The sequence below is a fragment of the Dactylosporangium cerinum genome, from assembly GCF_042653625.1.
In the GTDB taxonomy this organism is placed as follows: Bacteria; Actinomycetota; Actinomycetes; order Mycobacteriales; family Micromonosporaceae; genus Dactylosporangium; species Dactylosporangium cerinum.
Genome location: NZ_JBHSIU010000030.1, coordinates 170123 through 186390, shown reverse-complemented (window position 1 = coordinate 186390; position 16268 = coordinate 170123). Strand labels below are relative to the sequence as shown.

Genomic DNA, 16268 nt, shown 5'->3' with positions numbered 1-16268 from the left:
ACCGGTACCAATCCCTCCCGGAACCGGCACATCTATAGAAGCGTCCGATGCCCCGACCGGGACCCTCGCTGTGCTGTCGTACCCCGCCACGATCCCGCTGTCCAGCCGAACCCTGAACCATCTCGCCGGCTGTATTCGCCGCCACCGCTCGCAGCATCGATCCCGGTGACGTCGTCTGGCTCCGGGCCGGCAGGCACTGCTCGCCCTGGCCCACCTCCGCAACGGTGACACCTACGCCCGCCTCGCTGCCGGATTTGGCATCGGCGTCGCCACCGCCTGGCGCTACGTACAGGAAGCGATCGCCGCCTTCAAGACCTGGAAGATCCTGACGAAATGCGCTGCTGCCCACGCCGAGCCACCACGATCGTGCAGGCCATCCTCGTCCTGCACCGGATCGAGACCAGCCGCTAATCAGGATGAAAATGGCTCAGTGCTGAAGATCGGATCGGGAGGGTTCCCCACGTCGATCTCACCCAGGTCGAAAGTGCCTCAGGGCGAAGTCGGAAGTCAATGGATGTATCCGGACGAAATGACGCTTTACGGCGCGATGCAGATAGCGCGCTTCATGCTGTCTGCGACGATTTGAGCAGGGCCTGCCCTGTCCAGAAGTCGACCCTGGACAAACCCATGGCCTGCCCCGATACTGCAGGTGCATCGGCCGTACCAGTGGGGGGAGCGATCGATGAATGTCTCCGGGCGTCCGCTTTTCTGGGTCATCCTCGCACTCATTCTGTTTCTGTTCTGGAAGGCGCCCGGGCCGATGTCCGCTGTCCTGGGTGGAATTGCTTCGGGATTTGCGTCCGTCGGAAACGGTGTTGCGGCATTTCTCAGCAGTCTCACCGGCGAGCCGCTGTAGGCAGGCCTATCGCCGGCACCATGAAATTCTTCGCGGGGGGTTCAGTCGAGGCAGAACTCGTTGCCCTCGACGTCCTCCATCAGCAGGCATGACTCGTTGTCCTCGTCGGCGACCAGGAGCCGCACGCGGGTCGCGCCGAGCGGGATCAGTCGTGCGCATTCGGCCTCCAGCGCGGCCACGCGTGCCTCGCCCACGAGACCGGTGCCGACCCGCACGTCGAGGTGCACCCGGTTCTTGACGACCTTGCCTTCGGGGACGCGCTGAAAGTACAACCGCGGGCCGACACCGGTGGGATCGCTGCACGATGCCCACGCCGGACCGGGCTCCCCGGGTGGCGGCGCGGCGTCCTGCAGTGACGGCGGCAGGACGTAGCCCAACGCCTCGCACCAGAAGCGGGCGACGCGGACGGGTTCCGCGCAGTCGAAGGTGACCTGGAACTGCTTGACCGATGCCATCGGCCCACCATAGAAGCTCGGCGGCCCGAGCCTGGCCTATTATCGGTGGACGGCTCGCCCGTGCGGACATCGCATCGGCTCGTAGCTGACCGGATCGCCGGTCTCCTCGCCGCGACTGCGCGGCCAAATCCCATCGCTCGCCGGCCCTTCGAGGGTGCCGGCTCACCACCATGCCCGAAAGGAGTCGCCCTTATGCGGCGATACATCATCACCGGCGCGCCGGGCGCCGGGAAGACGACGGTCGTGGCGGCGCTGCGGGGCCGCGGATACGCCGTGGTCGACGAGGCGGCGACCGACATCAACATCCGACTGCAGGCCCTGGGCCGCGACGAGGCGTGGCGCGATCCCGGGTTCATCGACGCGATCACGCGCCTGCAGCGGGAGCGGCTGGAGCAGCCCGCGGCGCCGGCGACCGCGGTCCAGGTCTTCGACCGGTCGCCGTTCTGCACCCTCGCCCTGGCCCGCTACCTCGGCCTGCCGGTGTCGCCGGTGCTGGCGGAGGAGCTGGACCGGGTGGCCGCGGAGGGGACCTATCAACCCCGGGTCTTCTTCGTGCAGCTGCTCGGGTTCATCACGCCGACGGCGGTGCGCCGGATCAGCCTCGAGCAGTCGGTGGCGTTCGAGCGTTTCCACGAGCAGGCGTACCGGGACCACGGCTTCGAGCTGGTCGACGTGCCCGCCGGGACCGTCGAGGAGCGGGTGGAGCTCATCGACGGGTGCATCCGGTCGTGGGCCGGGTAGCCGCCCACCCAAAAGTCGAAAATTTCTCGCCTCCTGTTGACAGTCACCGGGGTCTATCGGACGCTGATCTGACTTCAATCCGGTCGCCGGATCGTGCGTTCCGGCACGTAGGAAGGGGCACCGCCATCATGTCCCTGTCGCTGCGCCACCCATCCCGCCTGATCTCCTTCACCTCCGTCGTGCTCCTCTCGCTCGTCGCGGCCACGGTCGTCGCCGTGCCGGCCGCCTCGGCCGCGGCGATCACGGCCAACGCCGACGCGCTGGACGGCACCTGTGCCTCGCTGCGGGTCTACAACGGCTCCACCTCGGTTGGTTACGTGGTGCGCAGCGGGGCGGGCTACGGCTTCACGTCCTCTGCCTCCGCGGCCACGTCGTTCCGCCTGGAGGCCACCCAGCTCGGCCGCTACGAGCTCATCGGCTCCGACGGCAAGCCCGCGTACCAGAGCGTCGTCAGCTTCATCATGGCCGGCGACTCGTACGGCGACCGGGCCGATTTCACGGTGGTCAAGGTCGGTGACCGTTACCGGTTCACCGCCACGGCCACCGGCCAGGTCATGGGCTCGTTCCTGTGGAGTCTCGGTGCGGCCGGCTCGTCGTACACCGTCGCCCTGGCCACCGCGGCGGGGTGCTTCACGCCGCCCGACATCGACCCGGGTGTCACCGGGAACGCCGCGCCGGGCGTCGACGGCAGTGGCAAGCTCGTGGGAACGATCGACGCGCATGCCCACATCACCGCCGCCGCCGCGTTCGGCGGTCAGATGCACTGCGGCGAGGCGTGGGCGTCCGGCGGCGTGCAGGTGGCGCTCGCGGGCTGCGACACCCACCGCAGCCTCAACGTGGGCGCGCTGTTCGAGGCGATCGTCGGCGGCACGGACGCGGTGAACTCGCCGGAGGACGGCTGGCCGACGTTCGGCGACTGGCCGCAGCACAACTCGCTGCTGCACGAGCAGTCCTACTACCGGGGCATCGAGCGGTCCTGGCGGGCCGGGCAGCGGGTGCTCAACGCGCTGCTCGTCGCCAACAGGTCCATCTGCGAGCTGTTCCCCTACCGCGACACGTCCTGCGACGAGATGGACCAGATCCGGGTCCAGTCCCGGTACCTGTACTCGATGCAGGACTACATCGACGCGCAGAACGGCGGCGCCGGCAAGGGCTGGTTCCGCATCGCGACCACGCCGGCCCAGGTGCGCAGCGTCGCCGCGCAGGGCAAGCTGGCCGTGACGATCGGCGTGGAGAACTCGGAGATCTTCGGTTGCCGCGAGGTCAACGACGTCCCGCAGTGCACCACGGCGCAGATCGACGCCGGCCTCAACGAGCTGCAGGCGCTCGGCGTCTCCGGCCTGTATCCGATCCACAAGTTCGACAACGCCTTCGGCGGCACCCGGTTCGACGCGGGCCTCAGCGGGGCGTTCGTCAACCTGGGCAACCTGCTGTCCACCGGGCACTGGTGGACCGCCACGAGTTGCACCGGCCCGTCGGACAACGAGCAGCCGCTGGTCAGCGACGACCTCGTCAAGCTGCTGAGCTTCGGCGTGGTGAGCCTGCCCGCCGGGGCGGTGCTGCCGGTGTACCCGAGCGGCAAGATCTGCAACACGCGCGGCTTGACCAGCCTCGGCCGGTACCTCATCCAGAAGATGATGGACCGCGGCATGATCATCCACGTCGACCACATGAGCGTGAAGACCGCGACCGCGGTGCTGGACATGGCCGCGGCGGCGCACTACCCGGGCGTCACCTCGGTGCACAGCTGGTCCGACCCGACCATGATCGACCGGATTCTCGGGCTCGGCGGGTTCGTGGCCACGTATGCCAACTCGGTGCCGGAGTTCCTCAGCGAGTGGCGCGCCAACCGTGCCGCGCCGCACGGCAACGCCATCACCGGCTACGGCTACGGCACCGACGTCAACGGCCTCGGCGACCAGGCGAACCCGCGCCCGAACGCTTCGGCCAGCCCGCTGATCTACCCGTTCACCGCGCCGAACGGCACCACGGTGAGCAAGCAGGTCTTCGGGTCGCGCACGTTCGACGTCAACACCGACGGCGCCGCGCAGTACGGCCTGTTCGCCGACTGGACCACCGACCTCATCCAGCAGGCCGGCAGCGACAGCCCCCTGCTCCGGCAGCAGCTCATGGCCGGTGCCGAGGCCTATGTCCGGACGTGGGAGCAGGCCATCGCCTGGTAGTCCCGCACCGCGCTGCCCGGCGCGCCCGAGGTGATCTCGGGCGGGCCGGGCGTGCGGTATCTGTCGCGGTGCGGGCGGGTCGGTCATACGCTGCGAGGATGGTCGCATTCGAGGATGTTGCGCGGGCAGTGCTGGACGAGGGGCGATACGTGGTGCTCGGCACCGCCGACGGGGGCGGCACGCCGTGGGTGTCGCCGGTGTTCTACACGCTGAGCGGATATCGCGAGGTGATCTGGATGTCGTCGCCCGAGGCGCGGCACTCCCGCAACATCGGTGAGCGCCCCGACGTGAGTCTGGTGGTGTACGACTCGCGCGTCGAACCTGGCGACGGCATGGCCGTGTACATGTGCGGGGTCGCCGCCGAGGTGACGGGGGAGGCAGTCGCGGCGGTCGCGGCGGCGTACGGTGACGCGGCGCTGCCGAAGGGTGGACGGCGGGTGAAGATCGATGAGGTCACCGGCGAGGGGATCTACCGCATGTACCGGGCGACGATCCGCGAGCACTGGACCCTCGACCCGGACAGCCGGCCCGACGGGCGCGCGGCCGTCACCCTGTGAACCCGGACAGCCGGCCCGATGGGCGCGCCGCCGTCACGCGGTGAGCGTGGCCAGGCGGTCCAGTGCGGCCAGGACGTCGTCGACGGAGGCGGCGGGGTCGGTGATCGGGAACTGGACCTCGCGGATCGTGCCCGTGGGGTCGACCAGCAGGGTCAGCCGCTTGAGCCGGTCGACGCCCGCGGCGCGGAACGTGGGCAGGAGCAGCCCGGCGGCCAGGGCGCTGTCCTGGTCCGACAGCAGCGGGAACGGCAGCCGGGCGTGCGCCACGAACGCGGCGAGCTGGTCCGGGCGTTGAGTGCTCACGCCGTGCACCGCGGCGCCCCTGGCCAGGAACGCGGGATGGCGCGCGGCATAGGTCAGCGACTCGAGGGTGCAGCCAGGGGCGCCGGGGATGTCGCCCCAGCCGGGCGGGTAGCCGTGGGCGTCGGGGGCGAAGGCGCCCGGGAAGCAGTACAGCACCGTCCATGAGACCTGGGCGCCGAGGTCGACCAGGGTGCCGTCGTGGGCGGTGAGCGTGACGCCGGGCAGGCGCCGACCGGTCAGGGCGCGCACCCGGCGGGCCTCGGCGGAGGCGCTGTCGGCGGTCGCGGTGAGGGTGCCGGTGCCCATGACGTGCCGGGTGCCCCAGTCCTGCAGGGCGACCAGCACCGGGAGCAGGCCCTCGCCCTTCGGGGTGAGCAGGTAGTCATACCGCGGCGGGTGGGCCGAATACTCCCGGCGCCGCAGCACGCCGTGCTCGACGAGCCGGCCGAGGCGCTCGGTGAGGGCGCGGCGGCTGACGCCGAGGGCGCGCTGCAGGGCGTCGAAGCGGGTGGTGCCACCGGCGATGTCGCGCACGATCAGGAACGTCCAGCCGTCGCCCATGACGCCGAGGGCCTGACTGATGCCGCAGTCGGCGTCGGTGAGGGCAGCGCGGTCCACGAACACCAACTATAGTGCGTTCCATTATGGAACTCACCATGGTGCGGCAGCCGGACCTGTCGAAGCGGGGCGTGTTCTGGACCTGGTGGGCGGCGGGGACCGCCAGCGGCGCCGGGTCGGCGGTCGGGGCGGTCGCGCTGCCGTTGACGGCGCTGACGGTGCTGGACGCCGGGCCGTTCGAGATGGGGCTCATCGCCGCGGCCGGATACGTGGCCTGGCTGGTGATCGGGTTGCCGGCCGGGGTGCTCGTGCAGCGGCTGCCGTTGCGCGGCGCGCAGATCGGCGCGGACCTGGCCCGGGCCGCCGCCGTCGGGTCGGTGCCGCTCGCCTGGTGGTTCGGGTGGCTCAGCGTGGCGCAGCTGGTCGTCGTGGCGCTCGTGATCAGCTTCGCCAACGTGATCTTCGACGTGGCCAACGCGACGTTCCTGCCGGAGATCGTCGAGCGGGAGCGGTTGCAGGCCCGCAACAGCCTGGTGTCGGCCACCCACGCCGCCACCCAGCTCGGCGGGCCGTCCGCGGGCGGGCTCATCGTGCAGCTGCTCGGGCCGGTCGTGACGGTGCTGGTCGACGCCGCCAGCTACCTCGTCTCCGCCGCGCTGCTGCGGACCCTGCCGGCTCGGGGCGGCAGGGTCCGCGGTGCACCGGGCCAGAAGGGCCTGATCCGGGAGGGCTGGCGGTTCGTGGTCCGGCACCCGGTGATGGGGCCGGGGATGTGGACCGCCACCGCCGTCAACTTCGTCTGCGGGGCGCAGCTGGCGGTGTACCCGCTGTATCTGGTCCGCGAGCTGCACGCGCCGGCCGCACTGGTCGGCTTCCTGCTCGCCGTGGAGGGGATCGGCTCGCTCGCCGGGGCCGCCCTGACCCCGCGGATCACCCGCCGGCTCGGGTCCGCGCGGGCCCTGCTCTGGGCCGGGTTCACCACGGTCGCCGGGGCGGCGCTCATCCCGGCCGGCACCGGCTGGGCGGCCTACGCGGCGTTCGCGGCCGGCAACGTCGTGTTCGCCGGTGGCGTGGTCGTGCTGAGCGTGACCACCAGGACCTACCGGCAGATCGCCAGCCCGCCGCAGCTGCTGCCGAGGGTGATGGCCACGGTGCGGTTCGTGTCGTGGGGCGCGATCCCCGTCGGCGGCCTCGTCGCGGGTGCGCTCGCGGGGCCGCTGGGCGGGCGGGTGACGCTGTGGCTGTTCGCCGCGGCCGTCCTCGCCGCGCCGCTCGCGCTGGTGCTGTCACCGGTCCGGCACCTGCGGGAACTGACCGATTTCCAGCCGGAGCGCCGTACCATCGACGCCGATGACGACTGAAGAACCGATCGTGGACAGTGCCACCGGCTGGGTGGCCAGGCACATCCGCACCTATGTCGACAGCGGCGGCACCAAGGGGCACCTGTATCAGGGGCTGCCGACGCTCCTGATCACCGTCCGGGGCCGCCGGTCCGGGGTCCTGCGGCGCACCGCGCTGATCTACGGCCGCGCCGGGGACGACCTGGTCGTGGTCGCGTCCAACGGCGGGTCGGCCGGGCATCCCGCCTGGTATCTCAACCTGTGTGACACGCCCGACGTCGACCTGCAGGTCGGCACCGAGCGGTTCGCGGCGCGGGCCAGGACGGCGACGGCGCAGGAGCGCCCCGCGCTGTGGCAGACGATGGTGACGATCTTCCCGCGGTACGAGCAGTACCGGGCCGCCGCCGCCCGCGAGATCCCGGTCGTGGTGCTGGAGCGCCTTCACACCGGGACCGGGATCGATGTGGGACCGGCGTAACGACGCGGCGATGATCGGCGTGACGCGGGTGTAACGCGCCGTTCCTATGCTCCCTCCAGCGTCACGGTCGACGCGACGGTGTCGGCCGGAGCGAGGAGTGTGGCTGTGACAGCACTGAACACGCAGGTCAGGACGGTGTGTTCGTACTGCGGCGTCGGCTGCGGGATCGTGCTGGACATCGGCCGAGGGCCCGACGGCCGGTCGAAGGTGCTCAAGGCCGCCGGTGACAAGGAGCACCCGGCCAACCGCGGACGGTTGTGCACCAAGGGCGCGACGAGCGCCGACATGCTGGCCGCGCCGGGCCGGCTCGGCACCGCGAGGGTCCGCCGGGAGCGGGGCGCCGCGCCGCAGGACGCCGACCTCGACGCCACGATCGCCGAGACGGCACGAAAGCTGCGGGCGATCATCGACGAGCACGGGCCGGACGCGGTCGCGCTGTACGTGTCGGGGCAGATGACGCTCGAGGCGCAGTACCTGGCGAACAAGCTGGCGAAGGGCTTCATCGGGACCAACCAGATCGAGTCGAACTCGCGGCTGTGCATGGCGAGCGCGGGCAGCGGCTACAAGTTGTCGCTCGGCTCGGACGGGCCGCCCGGGTCCTACGACGACCTCGACCACGCCGACGTGTTCTTCGTCATCGGCGCGAACATGGCCGACTGTCACCCGATCCTGTTCCTGCGGATGCTCGACCGGATCAAGGCCGGCGCCAAGCTGATCGTGGTCGACCCGCGACGCAACGCGACCGCGGACAAGGCCGACCTGTTCCTGCAGATCAACCCGGGTACCGACCTGGCGCTGCTCAACGGGCTGCTGCACCTGCTCGTCGAGGCCGGTCACATCGACGAGGAGTTCATCGCCGCGCACACCGACGGCTGGGAAGCGATGCCCGCGTTCCTGGCCGACTACACCCCGACCCGCGTATCCGAGATCACCGGCATCCCGGAAGCTGACCTCCGGACCGCCGCGGCGTTGATCGGCGCGGCGAACGACTGGGTGAGCTGCTGGACGATGGGGCTCAACCAGTCCACGCACGGCACCTGGAACACCAACGCCCTCGTCAACCTGCACCTCGCCACCGGCGCGATCTGCCGCACCGGCAGCGGGCCGCTGTCGCTGACCGGCCAGCCCAACGCGATGGGCGGCCGCGAGATGGGTTACATGGGCCCCGGCCTGCCCGGTCAGCGGTCCGTGCTGGTCGAGCAGGACCGGGCGTTCGTCGAGGACCGGTGGGCGCTGCCGCGCGGCACGCTGCGCACCGAGGTCGGCACCGGCACCGTCGACATGTTCCAGCAGATGGCCGACGGCAAGATCAAGGCCTGCTGGATCATCTGTACCAACCCGGTCGCGTCGGTGGGCAACCGCCGCACCGTCATCGAGGGCCTGGAGGCCGCCGAGCTCGTCATCACGCAGGACGTCTACGGCGACACCGAGACCAACGCCTACGCCGACGTGATCCTCCCCGCGACCATCTGGGGCGAGACCGACGGCATCATGATCAATTCGGAGCGCTCGCTGACGCTCGTGCACCGGGCCGTGCCGCCGCCCGGGGACGCACTGCCCGACTGGGAGCTGATCGCCCGGATCGCGACAGAGCTCGGGTACGGCGCCGCGTTCGACTACTCCAGTGCGGAGGAGATCTTCACCGAGCTGCAGGCGTTCTGGAACCCCGCCACCGGCTACGACCTGCGCGGGGTGAGCTACGACCGGCTGCGCGAGGGCCCGATGCAGTGGCCGGCCGCGCCCGGCGCGGCGGCCCGCAACCCGATCCGGTATCTCAACGACGGTGTCAGCCAGCGCCTGCTCGAAGCGCCCGACGGCACCCGGCCGCGGCTGGCGTTCGCGACGCCGAGCGGGCGGGCGGTCTTCCACGCCCGGCCGCACCTGCCGGCGGCCGAGCTGCCCGACGACGACTACCCGTTCCTGCTCAACACCGGCCGGCTGCAGCACCAGTGGCACACGCTGACGAAGACGGGCCGGGTCGGCAAGCTCAACAAGCTCAACCCGGGGCCGTTCGTGGAGCTCAACCCGGCGGACGCGGCGCGGCTCGAGGTCCGCGACGGCGACCGGGTCGAGGTCGCGTCCCGACGGGGCCGGGCGGTGCTGCCGGCCGTCGTGACGGACCGGGTCATGCCCGGCGGCTGCTTCGCGCCGTTCCACTGGAACGACCTGTTCGGCGAATACCTCAGCATCAACGCCGTGACGAACGACGCCGTCGACCCGATCTCGTTCCAGCCGGAGCTGAAGGTCTGCGCGGTGTCCCTGACCCGTGTGGCCGACATTCCCGAAATTTCGGAAATGTCGGAAGGCTCTGGCGGCGGTGGGCAGGACCTGCGCGCGCTGCTGGGGCTGCCGCCGGTGCCGCCGGTGCTCACCGACGACGAGAAGCGATACCTGGCCGGCTTCCTCGACGCGCTCACCGCCGCCCCTCCGGACCACACCACCGTCCCGGTCCTGCCGGCCTCCGCGCCGATCGCCCCGGAGCGGATCCTGTGGGTCAACGGCCTGCTCGCCGGCCGGTACTCCAGGATCCCTGCGAACGCACCCGCCGTCATGGTCGCCACCGAAGAGGCGGCCGGGCCCGCGATCCAGGTGCTGTGGGCGTCGCAGACCGGCAACGCCGAGGACTTCGCCGGCATCGTCGGCAAGCGCCTCGCCGAGGCCGGCTGGCAGGCGAGTGTGCGCAGCATGGCCGACGTCGGCGTCGACACCCTCAACGGTCCCGCCGACCTGCTCATCATCACCAGCACGTTCGGCGACGGCGACGCACCCGACAACGGCGCCGCGTTCTGGCAGTCCCTCGACGGGCCCGACACGCCGCGCCTCGACGACCGCCGGTACGCCGTGCTGGCCTTCGGCGACTCCAACTACGACGACTTCTGCGGCCACGGCCGGCGCCTCGACGCCCGCCTCAGCGAGCTCGGCGCGACCCGGCTCACCGCCCGCGTCGACTGCGAGCCGGACTACCAGCCCGCCGCCGCCGACTGGCTCGACCAGGTCATCGCCGCGCTGCGCACCACGCCCGGCCGGCGGGCCGCGCTGCCGGTGCCGACCCGCAACCAGCCGGTGACGTCCCGGCTCACCGGCAACCGGCTGCTGAGCCTGCCCGGGTCGGCGAAGGAGGTCCGGCAGTTCACGTTCGAGACCGACGAGGGCGTCCTGCCCTACGAGGCCGGCGACTCCCTCGGCGTCTGGCCGGTCAACTGCCCCGACCTGGTCGGCGAGTGGCTGAAGGTGACCGGCCTGCGCGCCGACGACCCGGTCGACCTCGCCCAGCACGGCACGCTCCCGCTCACCGACGCGCTGCACCGCCGCCTCGAGATCGCGAAGATCAGCCCGGACCTGCTGCGGTTCGTCGCCGAACGCAACGGCGACCCCCAGCTCAAGACCCTGCTGCGCCCCGACAACCAGGGCGAGCTGGCGAAGTGGACGTGGGGCCGGCAGGCCATCGACGTCGTCGCCGAGTGGCCGGTCGACGCCACCGCCCAGGAGTGGGCCGGCGTGCTCAAGCGGCTCCAGCCTCGGCAGTACTCGATCTCCTCGACCCCGCTGCTGGACCCCACCCGGGTCAGCCTCACCGTGTCGGTGCTGCGGTTCCCCAACATCCGCGGTCAGATCCGCAAGGGCGTCGCGTCCACGTTCCTGGCCGACCTGCCGGCCGGCGGCGAGGTCCCGGTCTTCGTCCAGCGGGCCCCGCACTTCCGCCCGCCGGCGGACCCCGCCACCGCCATGATCATGGTCGGCCCGGGCACCGGCGTGGCGCCGTTCCTCGGCTTCCTGCACGAGCGCCAGGCCCGCGGCGCCCGCGGCGCGAACTGGCTCTTCTTCGGCGAGCAGCGGCGCGGCACCGACTTCTACTACGCCGACGAACTGCTCGCCCTGCGCGACGCCGGCACCCTCAGCCGCCTCGACCTCGCGTTCTCCCGCGACCAGCGCAACAAGGTGTACGTCCAGGACCGCATGCGGGAGCACGGCGCGCAGCTGTGGTCGTGGCTGCAGGACGGCGCCCACTTCTACGTCTGCGGCGACGCGAGCCGGATGGCGAAGGACGTCGATCGCACCCTGCGCGAGATCGCCGTCGCCCACGGCCACCTCACTCCGGACGCCGCCGAGGCATATGTGAAGCAGCTCGCCGCCGACAAACGCTACGTCCGGGACGTGTACTGACACCGCTAAGGTGATGCGTCTTCGACGTTAGGGGAGCAATGCGCGGGGTGTTCGGGGCGGCGGCTGTCCTGGTGTGCGGGCTGCTGGCCGGGTGCACCGGGGACGAGGTGCCGGCACCGGCCGCGGCGGCGTCGACGAAGGCCACGGTGGCCGAGGACCTCGCGGTCGTCGCCGGCGGCGGGATCGCGGTGCCGGCGGCGAAGCAGCTGCCGGCGAACGCCGCCATCGGCGGGCCCGACTACGCGGTGCGGCTCGCCGAGGTCGGCACCGCCGATCATCTCGAGCCGGCCGTCGTCACGCAGTTCGGCAAGATGCAGTCGGCGACCGGGGTGCACCGGGACGCGACGGGCACCATCGCCGCCGGGGCCGGCAGGGAGTTCCTGTTCGTGCGCCTCGCCGCGGTGCCCGGCGTGAAGAGCGATCCGTCGCCGGACGTCACGGCGCGGCTGCGGATCGGCGAGCAGGCCCGGGCCGTCGCCGGCATGATCACGCCCGACTCGGTGATCGTGGCGCTGGTGCCGGCCGGAGCCGCGGTGACGCTGGTCGTCGCGGACCGGGACAAGGACCAGAGCGTCAACGTGCGCACCGGGGCGGTCGGGCCGGGCGCCGTCGCCGCGTACCTGAAGCCCCACCCGTACGGCGAGGTCACCTACCAGCTCATCGGCCAGATCAGCGGCGAGCCGAAGCGCACCTACGTCGACATCACCGTGTCGGCGGCGCTGGAACCCTACGACCACCGGCTCAAGGGCACCTGGGCGCCGGCCGGGCGCACCTGGCTGCGGATGTGGGTGGAGATGAAGGTCAGCGGGACCGGGGTGCTGGAGGGCACGATCGACCTGAAGCAGAGCCTGCAGGTGACGGCGAGCGGCAAGGCGATCGCGGTGGAGGCGGCCGCCGCCGAGATCGAGCGGGGGCAGACGATCACCGACTACACGACCCGCGACGAGGTGCGCATGGACGTGGCGGAGGGCTCCGTGCAGACGCTCACGTTCCGGTTCGAGCCGAAGGGCGCACTGACCCGCGACGGCAAGCCCACCACGCTGAAGCTGGACAGCAGCCCGCAGCAGAAGCTCACGCTGAAGTAGCCCCGTTTCGCGCGGCGGCCGCCGGGTACGCGCGATGCAATGGCCGTCATCGAAGCGCCGGCAACCGTGCCGCGGCGGGCGCGTGCCGCGGTCAGCGTGCTCTTCGTCGTCATGGGCATCGCGATCGGTGGATGGTCGGCCCGGGTGCCGGACGTGCGCCACGCCGTCGGGCTCGGCGACGCCGGCTGGGGCCTGACGAACGTCGCCACGAACGCCGGCGAGGTCGTGTCGCTCGGCATCGTCGCCGTGCTCATCGGGCGGGTCAATACGCGGCTCCTCGCCCTCATCGGCGCGGCCGTCATCCTCATCAACGCGCCGCTGCTCGCCTCCGCGTCCACGGTCGCGGCGCTGCTGGTCGGGCTGGCGGTGTGGGGGTTCGCGGCCAACCTGCTGTCCACGCCGATGAACGCGCAGGCGGTCGAGGTCCAGCGGGCGTACGGCCGGCCGATCCTGTCGACGTTCCACGCCGGGTTCAGCGTCGGCATGCTCGCCGGCGGGCTGCTCGGGACCGTCGCGGCGGGCGCCGGCATCACCCCCGCCGTGCAGATGGCCGTCACCAGCGCCGGCATGGGCGTGCTCCTGCTCGCCACGGCCCGCCACCTGCCGGACACCGAACGCGCCGACCGTCGGGCGGGCGCGAAGCGCCGGTTCACGCCGCAGCTGGTGCTCCTGGCCGCGGTCGCGTTCCTGGCCGCGTTCACCGAGATGGCCGGCGCGCAGTGGAGCGCCCTCTACGCCACCGGCACGCTGCACGCGGGCGCGGCCGTCGGCGCGGCGACCTACACGTGCCTGTCGCTGTCGTCGGTCGCCGCCCGGCTCGGCGGTGACCGGGTCGCGGGCCGCATCGGGCGGGTCAGGTTCGTGCGGTGGTCCGCGTTCGTCGCCGCGGCGGGTCTCGCGTTCGCGCTCCTCGTGCCGCACCCGGCCGCGGCGATGGCCGGGTTCGGGCTGCTCGGGCTCGGGATGGCGGGCGTGACGCCGACGGTGCTCGGCTTCGCCGGTGAGCAGCCGGGGCTCACCGCGGGTGAGGGGGTGTCGGTCGTGGTGATGGGGCAGTGGCCCGGCTATCTGGTCGCGGCGCCCCTGATCGGCGCGCTCGCGGGGGCCGCCGATCTGCGGTTCGCATTGGCGGCGGTGGTACTGGTGGCGCTGAGCATCACCGTCCTCATCGGACGGGTCCGGACGGCTGAACGGTCAGCGGGGCACCCGTCATCCACTCCGTGAGCTGTGCGGCCGGCACCGGGCGGGCGAAATGGTAGCCCTGCGCGGTGCTGTACCCCAGTGACCGCAGCTGCTCCGCCTGCTCCGGCGTCTCCACGCCCTCGGCGACCGCATGCAGCCCCAGCGCCTGGGCGAGCTGGATGACGGCGGCGGCGACCGGGGCCCGGCCGTGCGTCGCCTGCGTGAACGAGCGGTCCAGCTTCACCTCGTCCACGGGGCAGTCGTGCAGCAGGCGCAGGGTGGAGCTGCCGGTGCCGAAGTCGTCCAGCGAGATCCGCAGGCCCAGCGCGCGGAGCCGGTGGAGGGTGGCGACGGCCGGGCCCAGGTCCAGCGCGAGCGACTCGGTGATCTCCAGCACGACGCGGGACGCCTCGACGCCGTGGGTGGTGAGGGCCCCCGCGACGAAGTCGGCGTAGTCCGCCTCGCGCAGCTCGCGTGGCGACACGTTGACGTTGAGCACCGCCGGGGCGTCTTCGTAGTGTTCGCACCACACCGCGAACTGCCGGCACGCCTCGTCGAACACGAACCGACCCAGCGGCACGATCAGCCCGGTGCGTTCGGCCAGGGGGATGAACGTGTCCGGCGGCAGGACACCGTGCTCCGGGTGGTCCCAGCGCACGAGTGCCTCGACGCCGGCGAGCCGGCCGTCATCGAGGGAGACGATCGGCTGGTACATCAGGAAGCACCGCTTTGTGGCGATCGCCTCCCGTAGCTGCGAATGATCGTCGCCGGGCTCCGTCATCGCGCTGTCGTGGTGCAGGTAGGTGGTGCCGGCGCGCTTCTTCGCCGCGTACATGGCGATGTCGGCGTGGCGCAGCAGCAGGCTCGGGTCGTCGCCGGTGCGGCCGTCGGCGATGCCGATGCTGGCCGAGATCGGCAGCTCGTGGCCGTTGATGACGGCGGGGGTGCGCAGCGCGGCGGCCATCCGGTCCGCGGCGAGGCCGGCGGCCGGCGGGTCGGTGCCGGGCATGACCACGACGAACTCGTCGCCGCCGAGCCGGGCGACGGTGTGCCCGGGTTCCGCGCAGCCGGCGAGCCGCCGCCCCACCTCGACCAGCAGCAGGTCCCCGACCTCGTGGCCGAGGGTGTCGTTGACCTCCTTGAAGTCGTTGAGGTCGATGAGCGCGACGGCGACCCTCTGCTCATTGGGCGGTTGCAGCGCCTCGTGGAGGCGCTGCCCGAACAGCGTGCGGTTGGGCAGGTTCGTGAGCGCGTCGTGGGTGGCGCCATGGTCGAGCCGGGCGAGGAGCCGGCCGTTGTCGACGAACGCGGCCACCTGCCGCACCATGACCAGGGCGGTGAGGGTGACCGCGCCGAGGACCACCATCTTCTGGTCGCGCTGCGCCCCGAACCAGGTCTCCAGGATCAGCAGGAAGTACACCGCCGCGACGGCCGCGTAGGGCACCAGGCTGAACGGCCGGCGGCGCCGCACCGCGACGGGCCGGCCGGTCGACAGGCGCTGCCGCTCCGCCGCCAACGACGCCAGGCAGCACACCACCGGGATGCTGACCTGGGTGACCATGAGGTGCGGGTGGCCCGGCGCGAGCAGCGGCTGCAACAGCGAGCTCGTGGCGCCGACGAAGATCGAGAACGCGAGCCACTGCAGGGCCGACTTGTCGATGAACTCGAACCCCGACAGCATCACCTTCGCCACCGCCAGGACCACGACCAGGGCGAGCACGCCCAGGATCAGGGAGCCGACGACCTGGTTGCGGTCGTCCGTGCCGAGCGCCACCCTGGTCTGGAAGTGCCAGATGAACACGGCGGCACCGGCCACCACGGTCCCGCCGTCGAGGGTGACCCGCAGCCGCTCCCCGGCGCTGCGTGCGGACAGCGGCAGCCGGTACAGCGCATAGACGATCATCAGAATCGCCCCGCTGTCGAAGATCAGCAGACCGGGCCCGTTGTACGCGCCGCCGGCGTCGGGATGGGTCAGCACGTCGATCGCCTGCAGGGTGTGCGCGACCCCGACGAGGAACGCCGAGATGCTCAGGTGCCCCCAGAACCGGCGGGTCGGCGCGGGCAGCGCCTGGGCCTTCGACGTGCGGCGGAACGCGGCCGTGAGCAGCAGCGCGCCGACCGGCGTCGGCAGCCACAGCAGCACGGGCGGCCCCACCGGCGTCACCAGGTTGACCGCGAACCAGACCGCGCAGGCGGCCAGGATCAGGCACGAGGCGCGCATCAGCCCGGACACCGCCCGCGGCTGTCGCAGTGCGCCCATGCGGTCTCCTCGTCCAGTGCCGTCGCCAGGGGACATCGACCACCAGAATGCTGCCATGAACCTCCGCCGGGTCCGACCCTCGGTTTCCTACGTTACGGTTGACGTA

12 protein-coding genes and 1 pseudogene are annotated in these 16268 nt (G+C 71.7%); 10 read left to right on the top strand and 3 right to left on the bottom strand.

Features of this window, described 5'->3' with window-relative positions:
- Positions 1 to 70 precede the first annotated feature (70 nt).
- Positions 71 to 301 (top strand): annotated as a pseudogene (locus ACFPIJ_RS26000) (helix-turn-helix domain-containing protein); the annotation flags it as partial.
- 381 nt (positions 302 to 682) lie between these two features.
- Positions 683 to 856 (top strand): hypothetical protein, encoded by a 174-nt coding sequence (locus ACFPIJ_RS25995; RefSeq protein ID WP_380118131.1) that lies wholly within the window; start codon positions 683 to 685, stop codon positions 854 to 856.
- 41 nt (positions 857 to 897) lie between these two features.
- Here ACFPIJ_RS25995 and ACFPIJ_RS25990 read toward each other — a convergent pair whose 3' ends face one another.
- Positions 898 to 1311 (bottom strand): VOC family protein, encoded by a 414-nt coding sequence (locus ACFPIJ_RS25990; protein WP_380118129.1) that lies wholly within the window; start codon positions 1309 to 1311, stop codon positions 898 to 900.
- A 192-nt stretch (positions 1312 to 1503) separates the two neighbouring features.
- Here ACFPIJ_RS25990 and ACFPIJ_RS25985 point away from each other — a divergent pair, with 192 nt between their 5' ends.
- The 3 genes from ACFPIJ_RS25985 (at position 1504) to ACFPIJ_RS25975 (ending at position 4792) form a co-directional block, all read left to right on the top strand.
- Entirely contained in the window at positions 1504 to 2052 is a 549-nt protein-coding gene (locus ACFPIJ_RS25985; RefSeq protein WP_380118127.1) for an AAA family ATPase, read from the top strand.
- Positions 2053 to 2180: 128 nt separating this feature from the next.
- Positions 2181 to 4235 carry a hypothetical protein gene (locus ACFPIJ_RS25980; RefSeq protein WP_380118124.1) on the top strand — a complete coding sequence of 685 codons (2055 nt, stop codon included), beginning with the start codon at positions 2181 to 2183 and terminating at the stop codon, positions 4233 to 4235.
- A gap of 98 nt (positions 4236 to 4333) precedes the next feature.
- Positions 4334 to 4792, top strand: a complete 459-nt coding sequence (locus tag ACFPIJ_RS25975) for a pyridoxamine 5'-phosphate oxidase family protein (RefSeq protein WP_380118122.1) — start codon at positions 4334 to 4336, stop codon at positions 4790 to 4792.
- 33 nt (positions 4793 to 4825) lie between these two features.
- Here the strand turns inward: ACFPIJ_RS25975 and ACFPIJ_RS25970 are convergent, their stop codons facing one another.
- Positions 4826 to 5713, bottom strand: coding sequence for a winged helix-turn-helix transcriptional regulator (locus tag ACFPIJ_RS25970; protein WP_380118120.1), 888 nt, complete (start codon positions 5711 to 5713; stop codon positions 4826 to 4828).
- Between the two features lie 26 nt (positions 5714 to 5739).
- Here ACFPIJ_RS25970 and ACFPIJ_RS25965 point away from each other — a divergent pair, with 26 nt between their 5' ends.
- From ACFPIJ_RS25965 to ACFPIJ_RS25945, 5 genes are all read left to right on the top strand, one after another.
- Positions 5740 to 7014, top strand: coding sequence for an MFS transporter (locus ACFPIJ_RS25965; RefSeq protein ID WP_380118118.1), 1275 nt, complete (start codon positions 5740 to 5742; stop codon positions 7012 to 7014).
- A complete protein-coding gene (locus ACFPIJ_RS25960) occupies positions 7004 to 7471 on the top strand; it encodes a nitroreductase family deazaflavin-dependent oxidoreductase (protein WP_380118115.1) in 468 nt (155 codons plus the stop codon). Before ACFPIJ_RS25965 ends, ACFPIJ_RS25960 begins: the two co-directional genes overlap by 11 nt.
- A 105-nt stretch (positions 7472 to 7576) precedes the next feature.
- Positions 7577 to 11635 carry a molybdopterin-dependent oxidoreductase gene (locus ACFPIJ_RS25955; RefSeq protein WP_380118113.1) on the top strand — a complete coding sequence of 1353 codons (4059 nt, stop codon included), beginning with the start codon at positions 7577 to 7579 and terminating at the stop codon, positions 11633 to 11635.
- Between the two features lie 38 nt (positions 11636 to 11673).
- Positions 11674 to 12720: a hypothetical protein gene (locus ACFPIJ_RS25950; protein WP_380118110.1), complete on the top strand. Its 1047-nt coding sequence runs from the start codon at positions 11674 to 11676 to the stop codon at positions 12718 to 12720.
- A gap of 39 nt (positions 12721 to 12759) precedes the next feature.
- Positions 12760 to 13944 carry an MFS transporter gene (locus tag ACFPIJ_RS25945; RefSeq protein ID WP_380118108.1) on the top strand — a complete coding sequence of 395 codons (1185 nt, stop codon included), beginning with the start codon at positions 12760 to 12762 and terminating at the stop codon, positions 13942 to 13944.
- Here ACFPIJ_RS25945 and ACFPIJ_RS25940 read toward each other — a convergent pair.
- On the bottom strand, positions 13886 to 16162 hold the full coding sequence (locus ACFPIJ_RS25940; RefSeq protein WP_380118106.1) for a putative bifunctional diguanylate cyclase/phosphodiesterase: 2277 nt from the start codon (positions 16160 to 16162) through the stop codon (positions 13886 to 13888). The two genes, ACFPIJ_RS25945 and ACFPIJ_RS25940, sit on opposite strands and share 59 nt — an antisense overlap.
- Between the last annotated feature and the right edge of the window lie 106 nt (positions 16163 to 16268).

Excerpts from the sequence above, each read along its gene's own strand:
- ACFPIJ_RS25980 (WP_380118124.1), top strand. The coding sequence starts at position 2,181 with ATGTCCCTGTCGCTGCGCCACCCATCCCGCCTGATCTCCTTCACCTCC.
- ACFPIJ_RS25950 (WP_380118110.1), top strand. The coding sequence starts at position 11,674 with ATGCGCGGGGTGTTCGGGGCGGCGGCTGTCCTGGTGTGCGGGCTGCTG.
- ACFPIJ_RS25995 (WP_380118131.1), top strand. The coding sequence starts at position 683 with ATGAATGTCTCCGGGCGTCCGCTTTTCTGGGTCATCCTCGCACTCATT.
- ACFPIJ_RS25960 (WP_380118115.1), top strand. The coding sequence starts at position 7,004 with ATGACGACTGAAGAACCGATCGTGGACAGTGCCACCGGCTGGGTGGCC.
- ACFPIJ_RS25945 (WP_380118108.1), top strand. The coding sequence starts at position 12,760 with ATGGCCGTCATCGAAGCGCCGGCAACCGTGCCGCGGCGGGCGCGTGCC.
- ACFPIJ_RS25990 (WP_380118129.1), bottom strand. The coding sequence starts at position 1,311 with ATGGCATCGGTCAAGCAGTTCCAGGTCACCTTCGACTGCGCGGAACCC.
- ACFPIJ_RS25965 (WP_380118118.1), top strand. The coding sequence starts at position 5,740 with ATGGAACTCACCATGGTGCGGCAGCCGGACCTGTCGAAGCGGGGCGTG.
- ACFPIJ_RS25975 (WP_380118122.1), top strand. The coding sequence starts at position 4,334 with ATGGTCGCATTCGAGGATGTTGCGCGGGCAGTGCTGGACGAGGGGCGA.
- ACFPIJ_RS25940 (WP_380118106.1), bottom strand. The coding sequence starts at position 16,162 with ATGGGCGCACTGCGACAGCCGCGGGCGGTGTCCGGGCTGATGCGCGCC.
- ACFPIJ_RS25985 (WP_380118127.1), top strand. The coding sequence starts at position 1,504 with ATGCGGCGATACATCATCACCGGCGCGCCGGGCGCCGGGAAGACGACG.